This window comes from Pseudomonas sp. PDM09 (genome assembly GCF_014852305.1).
In the GTDB taxonomy this organism is placed as follows: Bacteria; Pseudomonadota; Gammaproteobacteria; order Pseudomonadales; family Pseudomonadaceae; genus Aquipseudomonas.
In genome coordinates this window covers 453669-467142 of record NZ_JACVBI010000001.1, presented here as the reverse complement: position 1 = coordinate 467142, position 13474 = coordinate 453669, and the positions used below count along the sequence as shown (strand labels likewise).

Annotated in this window: 12 protein-coding genes; 4 read left to right on the top strand and 8 right to left on the bottom strand. The window is 60.9% G+C overall.

Going from position 1 to position 13474, the window contains the following annotated elements:
* Window positions 1–106 precede the first annotated feature (106 nt).
* Complete coding sequence (locus tag IB250_RS02110) at window positions 107–2044, bottom strand: bifunctional 5-dehydro-2-deoxygluconokinase/5-dehydro-2-deoxyphosphogluconate aldolase (RefSeq protein ID WP_192342774.1); 1938 nt, start codon at window positions 2042–2044, stop codon at window positions 107–109.
* A 310-nt stretch (window positions 2045–2354) separates the two neighbouring features.
* Here IB250_RS02110 and IB250_RS02105 point away from each other — a divergent pair, with 310 nt between their 5' ends.
* Together IB250_RS02105 and IB250_RS02100 are read left to right on the top strand one after the other, a co-directional pair.
* Window positions 2355–3275, top strand: coding sequence for a MurR/RpiR family transcriptional regulator (locus IB250_RS02105; RefSeq protein WP_007907898.1), 921 nt, complete (start codon window positions 2355–2357; stop codon window positions 3273–3275).
* A gap of 88 nt (window positions 3276–3363) precedes the next feature.
* Window positions 3364–3975 (top strand): glutathione S-transferase, encoded by a 612-nt coding sequence (locus IB250_RS02100; RefSeq protein ID WP_192342773.1) that lies wholly within the window; start codon window positions 3364–3366, stop codon window positions 3973–3975.
* Between the two features lie 250 nt (window positions 3976–4225).
* On the opposite strand, the gene hcnC is transcribed toward IB250_RS02100, so the two are convergent.
* From hcnC to IB250_RS02075, 5 genes are all read right to left on the bottom strand, one after another.
* On the bottom strand, window positions 4226–5485 hold the full coding sequence (hcnC, locus tag IB250_RS02095; protein ID WP_192342772.1) for a cyanide-forming glycine dehydrogenase subunit HcnC: 1260 nt from the start codon (window positions 5483–5485) through the stop codon (window positions 4226–4228).
* A complete protein-coding gene (gene hcnB / locus IB250_RS02090) occupies window positions 5478–6887 on the bottom strand; it encodes a cyanide-forming glycine dehydrogenase subunit HcnB (RefSeq protein ID WP_192342771.1) in 1410 nt (469 codons plus the stop codon). The genes hcnC and hcnB overlap by 8 nt, the downstream gene beginning before the upstream one ends.
* Window positions 6884–7198, bottom strand: coding sequence for a (2Fe-2S)-binding protein (locus IB250_RS02085; RefSeq protein WP_192342770.1), 315 nt, complete (start codon window positions 7196–7198; stop codon window positions 6884–6886). The genes hcnB and IB250_RS02085 overlap by 4 nt, the downstream gene beginning before the upstream one ends.
* 395 nt (window positions 7199–7593) lie before the next feature.
* Window positions 7594–8541 (bottom strand): hypothetical protein, encoded by a 948-nt coding sequence (locus IB250_RS02080; RefSeq protein ID WP_192342769.1) that lies wholly within the window; start codon window positions 8539–8541, stop codon window positions 7594–7596.
* Window positions 8542–8723: 182 nt separating this feature from the next.
* On the bottom strand, window positions 8724–9047 hold the full coding sequence (locus IB250_RS02075; protein ID WP_192343197.1) for a hypothetical protein: 324 nt from the start codon (window positions 9045–9047) through the stop codon (window positions 8724–8726).
* Between the two features lie 161 nt (window positions 9048–9208).
* Here IB250_RS02075 and IB250_RS02070 point away from each other — a divergent pair, with 161 nt between their 5' ends.
* Together IB250_RS02070 and IB250_RS02065 are read left to right on the top strand one after the other, a co-directional pair.
* Complete coding sequence (locus tag IB250_RS02070; protein WP_192342768.1) at window positions 9209–9892, top strand: response regulator transcription factor; 684 nt, start codon at window positions 9209–9211, stop codon at window positions 9890–9892.
* Window positions 9870–11264: a sensor histidine kinase gene (locus IB250_RS02065; RefSeq protein WP_192342767.1), complete on the top strand. Its 1395-nt coding sequence runs from the start codon at window positions 9870–9872 to the stop codon at window positions 11262–11264. Before IB250_RS02070 ends, IB250_RS02065 begins: the two co-directional genes overlap by 23 nt.
* A gap of 147 nt (window positions 11265–11411) precedes the next feature.
* Here the strand turns inward: IB250_RS02065 and IB250_RS02060 are convergent, their stop codons facing one another.
* Both IB250_RS02060 and IB250_RS02055 read right to left on the bottom strand, forming a co-directional pair.
* Window positions 11412–11918, bottom strand: coding sequence for a DinB family protein (locus IB250_RS02060; RefSeq protein WP_192342766.1), 507 nt, complete (start codon window positions 11916–11918; stop codon window positions 11412–11414).
* Window positions 11919–12142: 224 nt separating this feature from the next.
* Entirely contained in the window at window positions 12143–13261 is a 1119-nt protein-coding gene (locus tag IB250_RS02055) for an NAD(P)/FAD-dependent oxidoreductase (RefSeq protein WP_192342765.1), read from the bottom strand.
* Between the last annotated feature and the right edge of the window lie 213 nt (window positions 13262–13474).

Genomic DNA, 13474 nt, shown 5'->3' with positions numbered 1-13474 from the left:
GGGAGCGGGCTTGCTCGCGAAAGCGGTGTATCAGGCGACATCGATGTTGAATGTGCCGCCGTCTTCGCGAGCAAGCCCGCTCCCACATTTGGGTTGCGTTAACTCATCAGGCACGGGCCGTGCACCAGGCGTCGATCAGTTCGACGAACGTGCCCTGCACCTGGCGGATCAGCGTTTCGTCGTCGATTTCACCGGCCATCCACGCGCGGCTCGGCTCCTGGAAAATCGTCCGGCCTACGGCGAAACCACGACAGGTCTGGCTCTGGCTGGCCTGCTGAAACCCTTCGGCCAACGCCGCCGCCGGTGCATTCAAGCCCAGCAGCACGACACCACGGCAGTACGGATCGCGTTCCTGAATCAGCTCGTCGAGTTGTTTCCATTCCTCGGCGCTTTGCGCTTCGATCTTCCACCACGCCGGGTAGATGCCCAGGTTGTAGAGGCGTTTCAGCGCGCGATACAGCACGTCCGGATACTGTGATGGGTGATCCTTGGGCGGAATGATCTCCAGCAGCAGTTCATGACCGCTGACTTGCGACGCCTGATACAAACCCTTGATCTGCGCTTCCTGCTCCAGACGCAGCAGGGGTTCATCGTCGGGATGAAATTGCACCAGGCACTTGATGATTTGTTCCTGCGGCCAGGCGATCAGGTTGCTGCCGATCGAGCGACCGTGTTCGAACGCCAATGGCCGCGAGCCCTGTACCTCCACCGGTCGTGCCACCCACCAGCCGCGACCGGTGGCAGCATTCAGCGAGTCCTGACCGAAACGTTGATCGGCCAGCAAGCCAACGTCGGCGTCGACGCCCTGCTCACGCAAATCCGCTTCGACCCGTTCCACAGCTTTGATAAAGAGTTGTTTGAGTTCGCCAATGCTGCTCAGGTCGCGCCCGCCCTTGTGGGCCAGCTCCACCAATTGCCCGCGATGATCGAAGGCAAAGATGAACAGCTGCTTCCACTGTTTGCGCGGCACGCTGACCTGATGCAGGCGCTGCAACACGGCGTCCTGATCCGGCCGGGTGATTGGCACCGGGCTATTGAATAGATAGTCGAGTTCGGCACGGGTCGGCATCGCCGGGGCGCAGGCGTGGCGCGACACCACCAGACCACCGCAGGCATTGGCCAACTGGCAGCAGCGCTCGTCGCTGGCGTCCTCCAGCCAGCCGCTGAGGAAACCCGACATGAAGGCATCGCCGGCCCCCAGCACATTCAGCACTTCGACGCGCACGCCGGGATAGATCGCGCCGTCTTCCAGACGCGCCGGAATCGCTCCGTGAATCACCGTGCAACCTTGCGGGCCGAGCTTGACCACCAACGTCGCCGCGCTCAGTTGCCGGACATTGCGCAGCGCGGTGAGCAAATCTTCGGAACCACCGGCGATCAAAAACTCCTCTTCAGTGCCGACGATCAGGTCGAAGCGCGGGAGGATTTTCTGCACGTGCTGGCTGACGTTCTGATCAGCCACGAACCGGGTTTCGCCGTCCGCCTTGCCGGCCAGCCCCCAGAGCACCGGGCGATAGTCGATGTCCAGCACTCGTTTGACGTTGTGCTTTTCGGCATAGTCCAGGGCCTGAATGCTCGCCTTGTAGACGCCGTCGGTGGAGAAATGGGTGCCGGTGATCAGCAGGGCTTTGCTAGAGGCGATAAAGGCTTCGTTGATGTCTTCGGCGCGCAACGCCATGTCGGCGCAGTTTTCGCGGTAGAACACCAAGGGAAAGGTTTCGCGGTCCTTGAGGCCCAGCAGGACCATGGCGGTCAGGCGTTCCGGATCGATCTTGATGCCGCTGACGTCGCAGCCTTCGCGGGTCAGCGATTCAACGAGGAAGCGACCCATGTGGTCGTCCCCTACCCGGCTCAGCATCGCCGACTTCAGACCCAGCCGAGCGGTGCCGAAGGCGATGTTGGCGGACGAACCGCCGAGGTATTTGGCGAAGCTGCTCACATCCTCCAGCCGCGCCCCGACTTGCTGCGCATAGAGGTCGACGCCTAGGCGCCCCAGGCAAATCAGATCCAATTGACGCCCACTGGCAAAACGAGTCTGGCCCATGCTGGCTCCTGTTATTTTTATCAGCCTGCGTTCGGGGCGATGAAGGCGCCGAACACTCTTGGTGGATGCAGACTAAAACGACCGGGACCGAACAATCAATAATTATTCTAAATATTTTTTACGTGGAATATTTTTTCCAATAAACTTCTACACAAGCGTTCCAGACACAGTGCATCGTTTCAGCAGACCCCAAGGCGGGCGCAAGCTCAAGATTTTATTCCGGCCTACCCTGTAGACTGCGCACAGCCAACCTATTGTCAGGGGATGACCCGCCTGTCATCTCTATAAGCACAAGCCAGAAGGATTCCTTATGTCCCGCACCGATCAGCCGGCTACGACCGAGAGCACGCCCGACAGCGATCTCGCCAGCCCTCCGATCAATGCCGAGCGTTTGTTGCAGCTGATCACCGATGAATACGAAAGCCTGCCGCGCCAGCTCAAACGCATCGCCAGCTACATGAGCCAGCAGAGCGACCGGATCATGGTCGACCGCATCAGTGACATCGCCCGTGAATGCGAAGTGCACCCGTCGGCCATCGTGCGGTTTTCCCAGCGTTTCGGGTTCAGCGGTTTCAGCGAAATGCAGGCGCTGTTTCGCGAGGCCTACACCCACAAAACCACGCCGGTGCAGAACTACCAGCAACGCATCCGCAGCATGATCGCCAACAAGTCGCAGAAGGCCAGCGGCGGCGACCTGGCGCGCGAGTGCATCAACGCCACCCTGTCGGGCATCGAGCGGCTGGGGCTGGAACTCGATGACCAGGCCTTCGACAAGGCCGTGGACCTGGTGGTGAATGCCGACAACATCTACGTGGTCGGGGTACGCCGCTCGTTCGCGGTGGCCGATTACCTGGTCTACAACCTGCAACACACCAACAAGCGTATCCATCTGGTGTCGGGCCTTGGCGGCAGTTACCGCGAGCAGATGCGCAGCGTGCGCGCCAATGACCTGGTGATCGCCATCAGCTTCACGCCCTACGGCAAGGAAACCCAGCACTGCCTGCGTATTGCCCAGCACCATCAGGCGAAAACCCTGATCATCACCGACAGCAACCTTTCGCCGTTGGCCAAGCGCGCCAACACCGTGCTGCTGGTCAACGAAGGCAGTTCGTTTGCCTTCCGCTCGCTGAGTGCGACCTTGTGCCTGTGCCAAGCGCTGTTCATCGCCGTGGCTTATCGACTGGAATTGAAGGTCGATGAGATTCATGAGCAGGTAGGTTTTGAGGATTAGCCTTTGAGGATTAGCGCGAGGCCGTTTGCAGGTTGCTGAACCTCAGCTAAGGTTGTCCATCCCCCAAGGACCGTCGAGGAGAGGCTCAATGAAACTGATCGGCATGCTGGATTCGCCCTACGTGCGGCGCGTCGCCATTTCCGCCAAATGCCTGGGCATACCGCTGGAGCACGAGTCCGTTTCGGTGTTCAGAAACTTCGCGCAGTTCCAGCAGATCAACCCCGTGGTGAAGGCGCCGACTCTGGTGCTGGATGACGGCGAGGTGTTGATGGATTCGACGCTGATCATCGACTACCTGGAGGCTCTGGCCGCGCCGGGTAAAAGCCTGATACCCAACGATCTGGAGCAACGCTTGCGCTCGCTACGGCTGACCGGCCTGGCGTTGGCAGCATGTGAGAAATCGGTGCAGCTTTATTACGAACGTAACCTGCGGCCGGCGGAGATTCAGTACGCGCCTTGGGTGGAACGGGTCGAAGGGCAATTGGCCGCGGCGTATTCGGCGCTGGAGCGGGAGCTGGAAAAACAGCCACTGAAGACCGACGGTTCGATTGCGCAGGACGGAATTACCCTGGCGGTGGCCTGGAGCTTTACCAATCTGGTGGTGCCGGATCAGGTGGAAGCCGCGCGGTTTGCGCGGATCAATGCGTTCACAGAGTATGCCGAGGGGCTTGAGGTGTTTGTCGGTACGCCGATCGATTGAGAGATGTGGCGGCAGCTCCGAAGCCATCGCGAGCAGGCTCGCTCCCACAGAGGGCTGCGTCGGAGGCAGAAATAGGTGACCGATGGAGATCAATTGTGGGAGCGAGCCTGCTCGCGATGATGGCCGTTCAGTCGATAGAGATGTCGCCTGACACTCCGCCTTCGCGGGCAAGCCTCGCTCCTACAGGTCATACGCCGATCATGCGGGCACTGATTAACTGTAGGAGCGAGGCTTGCCCGCGAAGGCGTCCTCAAACCATTTCCATTCCCGTCGATTCAACCTGCGCCCCCCCTGCAAACCGATCCGCCAGAAACGGTGTGATGTCCAGCGGCAACGGCTCGTTGTTCACCAGTTTGTCCAGCAACACGCCGGTGATCGCCGACGTCAGGATGCCGGTGCGGAAATGTCCGCAGGCATTCAGATAACCCTCTATCCCTTGCATCGGCCCGAGAATCGGCAGCTCGTCCGGCGAGCCCGGACGCAACCCGGCCCAGCAGCGTTTCAGGCTGATGTCGGCCAGCGCCGGAATACACCGCAGCGCGCCTTGCACCAGGCCGCTGATTTCCGGGTAGGTGGTGGTCACGTCGAACCCCTTGTCTTCGGTGGTGCTGCCGATCAGGATTTCGCCGTTGTCTTTCTGCGCCACGTAACAGTCGCTGGTGGTCAGGCAACCGTGCAGGATCTTCGGCATGCGCTCGGTCAGCAGGATCTGGCCCTTCACCGGGTTCACCGGAATGCGAATGCCGGTGGCCTGCTCGCTGAGGTCGGCGGCCCAAGCACCGGCGGCGTTGATCAGCGTATCGCAACGGAACACGCCGGCCTCGTCGGTCTGCACGCCGTTGACCCGCGAGCCGTGCTTCAACACGCCGGTGACGTTGGTGTTGAAATACAGATCCACACCGTTCTGCCGTGCGCCTTCGGTGTAGGCATCGGCCAGGCGGAACGGGCTGACCTGATGGTCGCAGAGAAACTCCAGCGCGCCCCTTGCCTCATGGCTGACGCTCGGTTCGGCTTCGCGCAAGGCCGCTTGATCGAGCCAGCGCACCTGATCCGCCAGATGCGGAATACAAGCGACGATGTGCTCGGCGTAGAGCCGGTCTTCATCGTCATAGATCACGAATTTCAGTCCGGTTTTCTCGAACTTGAAATCCATCCCGTGATTCTCCTGCAACTCCCGATGCAAGTCCGGGTACATCGCGTTGGACTGCAAGGCGAAATCGAAGAACGCCTGCGGCAGGATGTGCGGCGTGCTGGAGTCCACCGCCACGGCCGTACCCCGGGCTTCGCGCTTGCGATTGGCCGACATCATGCGAAAGAAGATCACCCCGCAACCCAGCCCCACCGATTCACCGATCGCCCACAGGCCACCGGCCGAAGCCCGGGTCGCGTTACCCGGACGCTTGGCGTCGATCAACGCGACTTTCAGGTGTTTGCGCTTGGACAATTGATAGGCGCAGGACGCCCCGATCACACCGCCGCCGGCGATGACCGCGTCGTAGAACTTACTCATGGCTGGCGGCCTCCGTGCCGACAGGCTGGAACGCTGAAAAAGGAATCGGGTCGACGGGGAAACGCGGTCGCAACCAACCCACATCCTGCCGGCCGGTGGCTTCGCGCAAACGGTCGGTGCAATAACCCACACACATGCGCCCCTGACAATCGCCCATGCTCACTCGGGTGCGCATTTTCAGGCTGGCCAGGTCTTGCACGCCCTGCTCCAGCGCCCGATCGATGTCGGCGCGGGTCGCGTGTTCACAGCGGCAGATCACCGTGTCGGCGGCCGGCAATGCGGTCTGCCCGACGCCGCGTTCGGTGTAGCGGTCGACGGCAGCGCGAAAGCGCACGATGGACTTGAATTTCGACAGGCAACGGTCGCGCCGGACAAGCGCCAGTTCCAGGTCCAGCACATTGCGTTGCAGGAGGATCGACACCGCCGCGATCCGTCCCGCGAGCATGGCCGCCTCGCCACCGCGAATCCCGCCCATGTCACCGGCCAGATGCACGTGGGGCTCGCTGCTTTGCTGCCAGACATTGGCGCTGACCCGCAAATAGCCGTCGGCACTGAAACTGTGATTCAGGCCCATTTGCTGGCTGAGTTGCGTGCGAGGAATGAAGCCGTAACCGACCGCCAGGGTCTGCGCGGAAACTTGCTCGGCGCGGCTCAGGTCTGCAACCCAAGTGCTGGAGTACGGCGCGACGCTCACCGAGTTCAATTCACCCTCGCCCTGTGCCTCGACCACGCCCCAGCCATAGTGCATGGGGATGCCGTGCAATTTCAGGTACGCAAGCATGCTCAAACCGTCGAGAAACAGCTGTGGCTTGTTCAACAGCGCAAGGCTTTCCCGAGCGATTTTGCCGAACACGCACGCCTCGTAGACCCCGGCGACACTCACCCCGGACGTGTGCAGTTGGCAGGCCACCAGCGGCAACAACGGACCGGTGCCCGCGATCACCACCGGCCCCTGCGGTTTAACAACGCCGCTCTTGATTTGCAGTTGCAGACCACCCAATAGAATCACGCCGGGCAAGGTCCAGCCGGGGAACGGCACGCTGCGTTCATGGCAACCGGCAGCCAGCAGCAGCTGCGAATACTCAATCTCCTGCAAGCGCTCATCGGCGTCCAGCAGCACCAGTGCGCGAGAGCCTTCAGCACCGACCACGCGATGGTTCAGGCGCACGTCGATCAAGCCCGACTGCTCCCGGAAATCTCCATGCAGCTTGGCCAGCGCTTCTGAATAGCGCGGCCCCAGATAATCCAGCTGAACGCCATCACGCAACGGTCCGCGATAGACCACTCCGCCGAGCCGCGAGGCTTCTTCCAGCAAGGTACACCGCACCCCATGCCGGGCCAGTTCAATGGCCGCCGCCATGCCCGCCGGCCCGCCGCCGACGATTACCGGATGCAGGCTCATAGCACCTCCTGCCCGGTGATGCAGTTGACCCGGGTTTCGACGTCCATGCCCTCACGCACGATCGTCTGGCAGGCGCGACGTTTGTGTCGGCCATTGATTCTCACCAGACAGCATTGGCATACGCCCATGCCGCAATAGGCACCGCTGACTTGATCATGATCGTTGCGGGCCACTTGGCGTATGCCCAGTGATTGAATGACCGTCAGGACGGTTTCGCCGATGGCGGCGTTGACGGTTTGGCCATTGATGCGCACGGTCATGTCCGCCTGCATCAGCGGCTGGATATCGAAGGTTCTGTCTTGGCGTTGCATCGCGAGATTCATCCTTGAAAAGTTCAGGTAAGGGTTGCCAGCTCCATGCTGCACTTACACCCTGTCGGCCAACCGGACAGCGCAATCATTGCGCGCTGAAGTACTGAAGCCGATGCCGCAGGAGGGTCTGGATTTTTTATGTTAGGGAATATCGCCGAAGCAAATATTGATCCAGGCCAGTGAAAGCGTGTCCTTTCCCCCTGAGTGACTAGCAGAATGCCTTCATCGAATCGCTACCCGGAGCCCAAAAACAAAACGCCGCTTCTACATGAAGTAGAAGCGGCGCAGGCAAGTGCTTCAGAAGGGGCTCACGTCAGCAACGCAATCAGAATGATGATCGGGATCGGTACGCCAAGAAGGAACAGCAATATAGAGCGCATGAGGGTTCTCCCGGGTTAGCGAACAGGTGGCAACGTCGTGGTTGTGGTGGTCACGTAGGCATCGGTTTCCAGGTACTCCACGGCATCCCGACGACGACCGCCGAAGATCGCGGCGAGGCTGGCAAAAAACGCACCGGCCAGCAGCGCGACAAACATCCACAACGCCGTCAAGGCTGCGACTTTGGCTGCGGTGTCAGCCGCTTGTTGCGCGGCCAGCTTGGCGTCGGCGACGGCTTTCTGGGTGCGGGCATAGACTTCATCGACACGGCGTTCGGCGTCCGCTTGAGTGAGGTTGGTCCGTTGGGCGACCAGTTGTGCCAGGTAGGTCCGATCCTCGGGCGCCAGTTGACCATCGTTACGCAGGCTGCGCGCGAAGATCCGGGTGACGGTGCCATTGACGGCGTCCTCGCTGACAGCGACGGGCCGATCATCACGAAACAGGCTGTCGATGAAGTAACCGTACGGGTCATTGTCGGTATTAGCGACCGCGCTACCGGCAGCCTGGGTCATGGCGCTGGCGGCACCGCCGGCGACCGTTGCCCCGGCCTGCACGCCGCCGCTGACGATGTTGCTGACCGAGCCGACCACCAGGGTCGCGGTCACCAGCGTCGCGATACACCAGGCCAGGAAGCCATGGGCGGTGTCCCGGAAGTAAACCTCATCGCCGTGCAGGTAGGCCCACCTCACCCGCAGGCGACCGGCGATGTAGCCGCCGAGCCCGGACGCCACGATCTGGGTAAAGGCCAGCCAGACAATCGTCGAGATACCCAGGCCCTTGGCGCTGACGCCTTCATGGGCCCACGGCGAAACCGCCGAAAAACCCAGGCCAAAACCAAGCAGCACGAGGATCAGCGACAACGCCGCAGCCGCCGCGGCCCCGGCGAAAATAGCGGCCCAGGACACGCCCGAGAGCGTGCTGAACTCATCTGCGACAGGATAAAAACCATCAGAGGATCTGTTCATTGTTGTAGTGCTCCAGGCAGGTGTTACAACTCGTCAAACGAGCAATTGCAGTCAACGTGCCAGTCGCACTACTTAAATAAATCGTTCTATTTCAAATAGTTGAAAACAATGAACTTCTCAGGGTCATGCAGTTTGCAAGGAGCCAGCCATATCGGCGGGTTTTATGCATTGCGCTAAACGAATTACTTGCGCTTGTAGCTCTTGTTGCCGCTGGGCGTCAGGCAATACACCCCGCCTCTTGGCCCGGTGCAGAACGTGCCGGTGCCGCAGGCGCAGCCATCGGAATCCTGCAACAGCGTCTGCGGACGCGCCTGGCTTTCACTACCAAACATCGCCGAGCAGCTTTTCTTCGAACCACTGATGGAACCGTCATTGCAGAGGAACAGATCGCCGTCGCAACGATCGATGCCGCCCTTCTTCCCCGAACATGGCGTGTTGGCAGCCCAGGCAGATGAGCCGACCATGCACAACAACAGCAAAAACATCGGCATCCAGCCACGAACCATTAAAGTGCGCACAGTACAGCTTCCCTTTAGAGTTATGGCCGGATGATATCAACGTTCCAGCCAGGCTCACGAGACAACATGAAAGTTAATTTAAAAAGTCGCGCGTAATTCTTGGCAAAATGAGCCCCACTTCGTATTGAACCGATTATCAGGCAAGCCCTATGACCCGCATCTTGACCATCGAAGACGACGCTGTGACCGCCCGGGAAATCGTCGCTGAACTGAGTAGCCACGGCCTCGACGTGGATTGGGTCGACAATGGCCGCGAGGGTCTTGCGCGCGCGGTCAGCGGTGACTACGACCTGATCACCCTCGACCGCATGTTGCCGGAGCTTGATGGCCTGGCGATTGTCACCACCCTGCGCACCATGGGCGTGGTCACGCCGATCCTGATGATCAGCGCCCTCTCCGATGTCGATGAACGGGTGCGCGGCCTGCGCGCCGGGGGCGACGATTACCTGACCAAACCATTCGCCACCGATGAAATGGCCGCCCGGGTCGAAGTCTTGCTGCGCCGGCAAAACACCGTGACCGCCCAGGCCACCACGTTGCGCGTGGCGGATCTGGAGCTGAACCTGATCAGCCACGAGGCCAGTCGCGACAGCCAGTTGCTGACGCTGTTGCCCACCGAGTACAAGTTGCTGGAATTTCTGATGCGCAACACCGGGCAGATTCTGTCGCGGATGATGATTTTCGAAGAGGTCTGGGGTTATCACTTCGACCCCGGCACCAACCTGATCGACGTGCACATCGGCCGTCTGCGCAAAAAGATCGACCCGCCAGGCAAAGTCCCACTGATTCGGACGGTGCGAGGCTCGGGTTATGTCATTGCTGAACCCCTCTAAAGGCTGGCGTTCCTCCAGCAGCCGCTTGCTGGCACTCTACAGTTCGCTGTTCGTGGCCTGGAGCGGGATTCTCATGGGGGTCATGTACTACGAGGTGTCCAGCTACCTGGACACCCTGGCCAAGCATTCGTTGATGCAACGTCAGCATCTGTTTTCCCGATTTCAGGGCGCACAACTGGAGGACGCCCTCGCCGCCAGTGTGACCTTCGACGTTCGCGGCATCGATGCCTATGGCCTGTTCGATGACCAGCGGCGCTACCTCAGTGGCCCCTTGCGCCAGATCCCCCAAGGCCTGCCGCTGGACGGCAAGATTCACATCCTCAGCGACTGCGTCGACGCCGATGACCCGACTTTACCCGCCGACAGTTGCGATGCCGCGGCGACCCGGACCCTGGACGGGCGCTGGCTGGTACTGGTGCGGGACAACGGTTCGTTGTTTGCGGTGACCCGGATCATTCTGCACGCGCTGCTGTGGGGCGTGTCGCTGACCATTCTGCCCGGTATCGCCGGCTGGCACTTATTGCGACGGCGCCCGCTGCGGCGGATCCGGGCGATCCAGGCCAGCGCCGAAGCCATTGTCGCCGGTGACCTGACCCGACGCCTGCCGCTGTCCAACCGCCGTGATGAGCTGGACATGCTCGCCGCCATCGTCAACGCCATGCTCGAACGCATCGAGCGCTTGATGAACGAGGTCAAGGGCGTATGCGACAACATCGCCCATGACCTGCGCACACCGCTGACGCGCCTGCGGGCGCAGCTGTACCGGATTCAGCAGCAGGCCGATGACGGTTCGACGCTGGCCGGGCAACTGGATTCGGTGCTCGGCGAGGCCGATACCTTGATGGCGCGTTTTCGTGGCTTGCTGCGAATTTCCGAGCTGGAGGATCGCCAGCGCCGTTCGGGTTTCGTGCAACTGGACCCGGTGCCGTTGCTGCAAGAGTTGCATGACTTTTATCTGCCGCTGGCCGAAGAAGGCCAATTGACCTTTGAACTGCAACTGCCCGAGTCCCTGCCCCGGTTCAACGGCGACCGGGCGCTGCTGTTCGAAGCCGTGGCGAATTTGCTGAGCAACTCGATCAAATTCACGCCGCCGGGTGGCAAGGTGATTTTGCGTGGGATGAATGACGCCGGGCATACACGAATCGAAGTACTCGACTCAGGCCCCGGCATTGCGCTGGCCGAGCGTGAGGCGGTGTTTCAGCGCTTCTATCGCGCCGAGGGCGGTAACCCGCAAAGCGGCTTCGGGCTGGGGTTGTCGATCGTCGCGGCGATTGTCAGCCTGCACGGGTTTACGCTGGAAGTGGGCAGCAGCGAACTGGGTGGTGCGCTGTTGGTGCTGGATTGCCGGCAGAGTTTGATTCCTCAGGCCTGACACCATCGCCATCACAAAGAAGATCCAATGTGGGAGCGGGCTTGCTCGCGAAAGCGTTGTATCAGTCGACATCACTGTCGAATGTCAGACCGCTTTCGCGAGCAAGCCCGCTCCCACAGGGGATTTGCTTGGGCCCGGATACTCGATTCAATACCCCGGAACCTCGCGCAAAAACACCGGCAGGTCGGTGATCGGCGGCAAGGCCGGAATCTCGACGTACATCTGGACCACCCAGCCTCGGTGATAACTGGCGTGGTTGACCACATGCAACAGCATCGCGCCGGCGCTCATGATCCCGCTTTCCCCCGAGACGGAAGTGAATTCGATGGGTTGATCCAGCGAATCGTCAGTCTGGGCCGCACTCCATCCACAGAACCATTGATCGATCTCCTGTTGCGCCATTCGCAGCTCGGGGAGTTCGGTATGGAGCAGGTCATGGGAGGTTTTGAAGTCGTGCCCTCGGCCCTCCAGGTGGGCTTGCCAGATGCAGTCCACCACGTAGATATGGTTCAAGGTGCCGATGATGTTGTTGAACACCGACACCCGTTTGCGGTTGAGCTCTTCCGGTGGCAGCGCCATGAGGCTGTCAAAGAGTCGCTGATCGGCCCAGTGCCTGTAATCGGCGAGCATGCGGGCAGTGCGTACGTTGATCATCAGAGGTCTCCCATGAGGATGGGCGCATTGCCAAGAATAGCCCTCGCGGTGAACGGCATCGCAGACACTGATAACCGGCACCTTCACGGCGACCTGCGTAGCAGCTGGCGAAGCCTGCGTTCGGCTGCGCAGCAGTCGTGAATTCAGGCACTGCGGTCTATCAGGTAAACCGCATGGGCAGGTTTTACGACTGCTTCGCAGCCGAACGCAGGCTGCGCCAGCTGCTACAAGGAATGCGGAGCGGCTAGTATTTTTACCACCCGCTCGGCCAGCGCCAGGCAACTGGTCAGCCCTGGTGATTCGATGCCGAACAGGTTGACCAACCCCGGCACGCCATGCACATCCGGGCCGCTGATGATGAAGTCGGCGGCCGGTTCGCTCGGCCCGCTGATTTTCGGGCGAATGCCGCTGTAGGCCGGTTGCAGGCTGTCATCGGGCAATGCCGGCCAGTAACGCCGGATCGCCTGATAGAAACCTTCGCTGCGGCGGGGATCGACGCGGTAATCGACTTGCTCGACCCATTCGACATCCGGCCCGAAACGCGCCTGACCGCCCAGGTCCAGGGTCATGTGAACGCCCAGCCCGGCGCTTTCCGGTGCCGGGTAAACCAAATGCCGGAACGGCGCCGGACCGCTGAAACTGAAATAACTGCCCTTGCACAGCCAAGCCTTGGGAACGTGCTGCGCTGGCAAGCCTTCGATCCGGCCCGCCACGTCAGGCGCGGACAATCCCGCGCAGTTGATCAACTGACGACAGCTCAACGTCATCGGCTGAGCCCCTCCCATATGCAGCTCGAAACCGTGCCCGGTGCAACGGGCCGATTCCAATGGCGTGTGAAAGGCTATCGAAGTACCGCACGCTTCAGCATCTGCCTGAAGCGCCAGCATCAGGGCATGGGAATCAACGATGCCGGTGGACGGCGACCAGAGCGCGGCAACGCAGGACAACCCCGGTTCAAGCGCCTGCGCCTGCCCGGCATCCAGCCATTGCAGGTCATCGACACCGTTGCGCTGCCCCTGCTCCAGCAATACCTGCAAGGCATGGCGCTGATGGTCATCGGTGGCCACGATCAGCTTGCCGATACGCTGGTAATCGACGCCGCGTTCATCGCAGAAGGCGTACAGCCGTTGCCTGCCCTCCACGCACAATTGCGCCTTGAGACTGCCGCTCGGGTAATAGATCCCGGCGTGGATCACTTCCGAATTGCGCGAACTGATGCCCACGCCAATCCCCTCGCCCGCCTCGACCAGAATCACTTCTCGCCCAGCCTGAGCCAGGGCCCTGGCCACCGCCAGCCCAACCACACCGGCCCCGACCACCACGCATTCGATATCGACGCTCACCTGCCCTCCATTCATTCAAGCCAGCCCTCGCCCCGATAATCGCCATCACAGTTGCATTCTATGCAGGCTTCGCCAGCACCTACAGGGTCGGGTGTTCGTCACATACCACGATCCGGCTGCGTGATCAGCTGACTATGGCGCAAACGTGCGGTTCTGAGCGCTCACCTGTGCCTATATCGAATCGGCAGGGAACTCCTGAGCACAGTCAGGCAT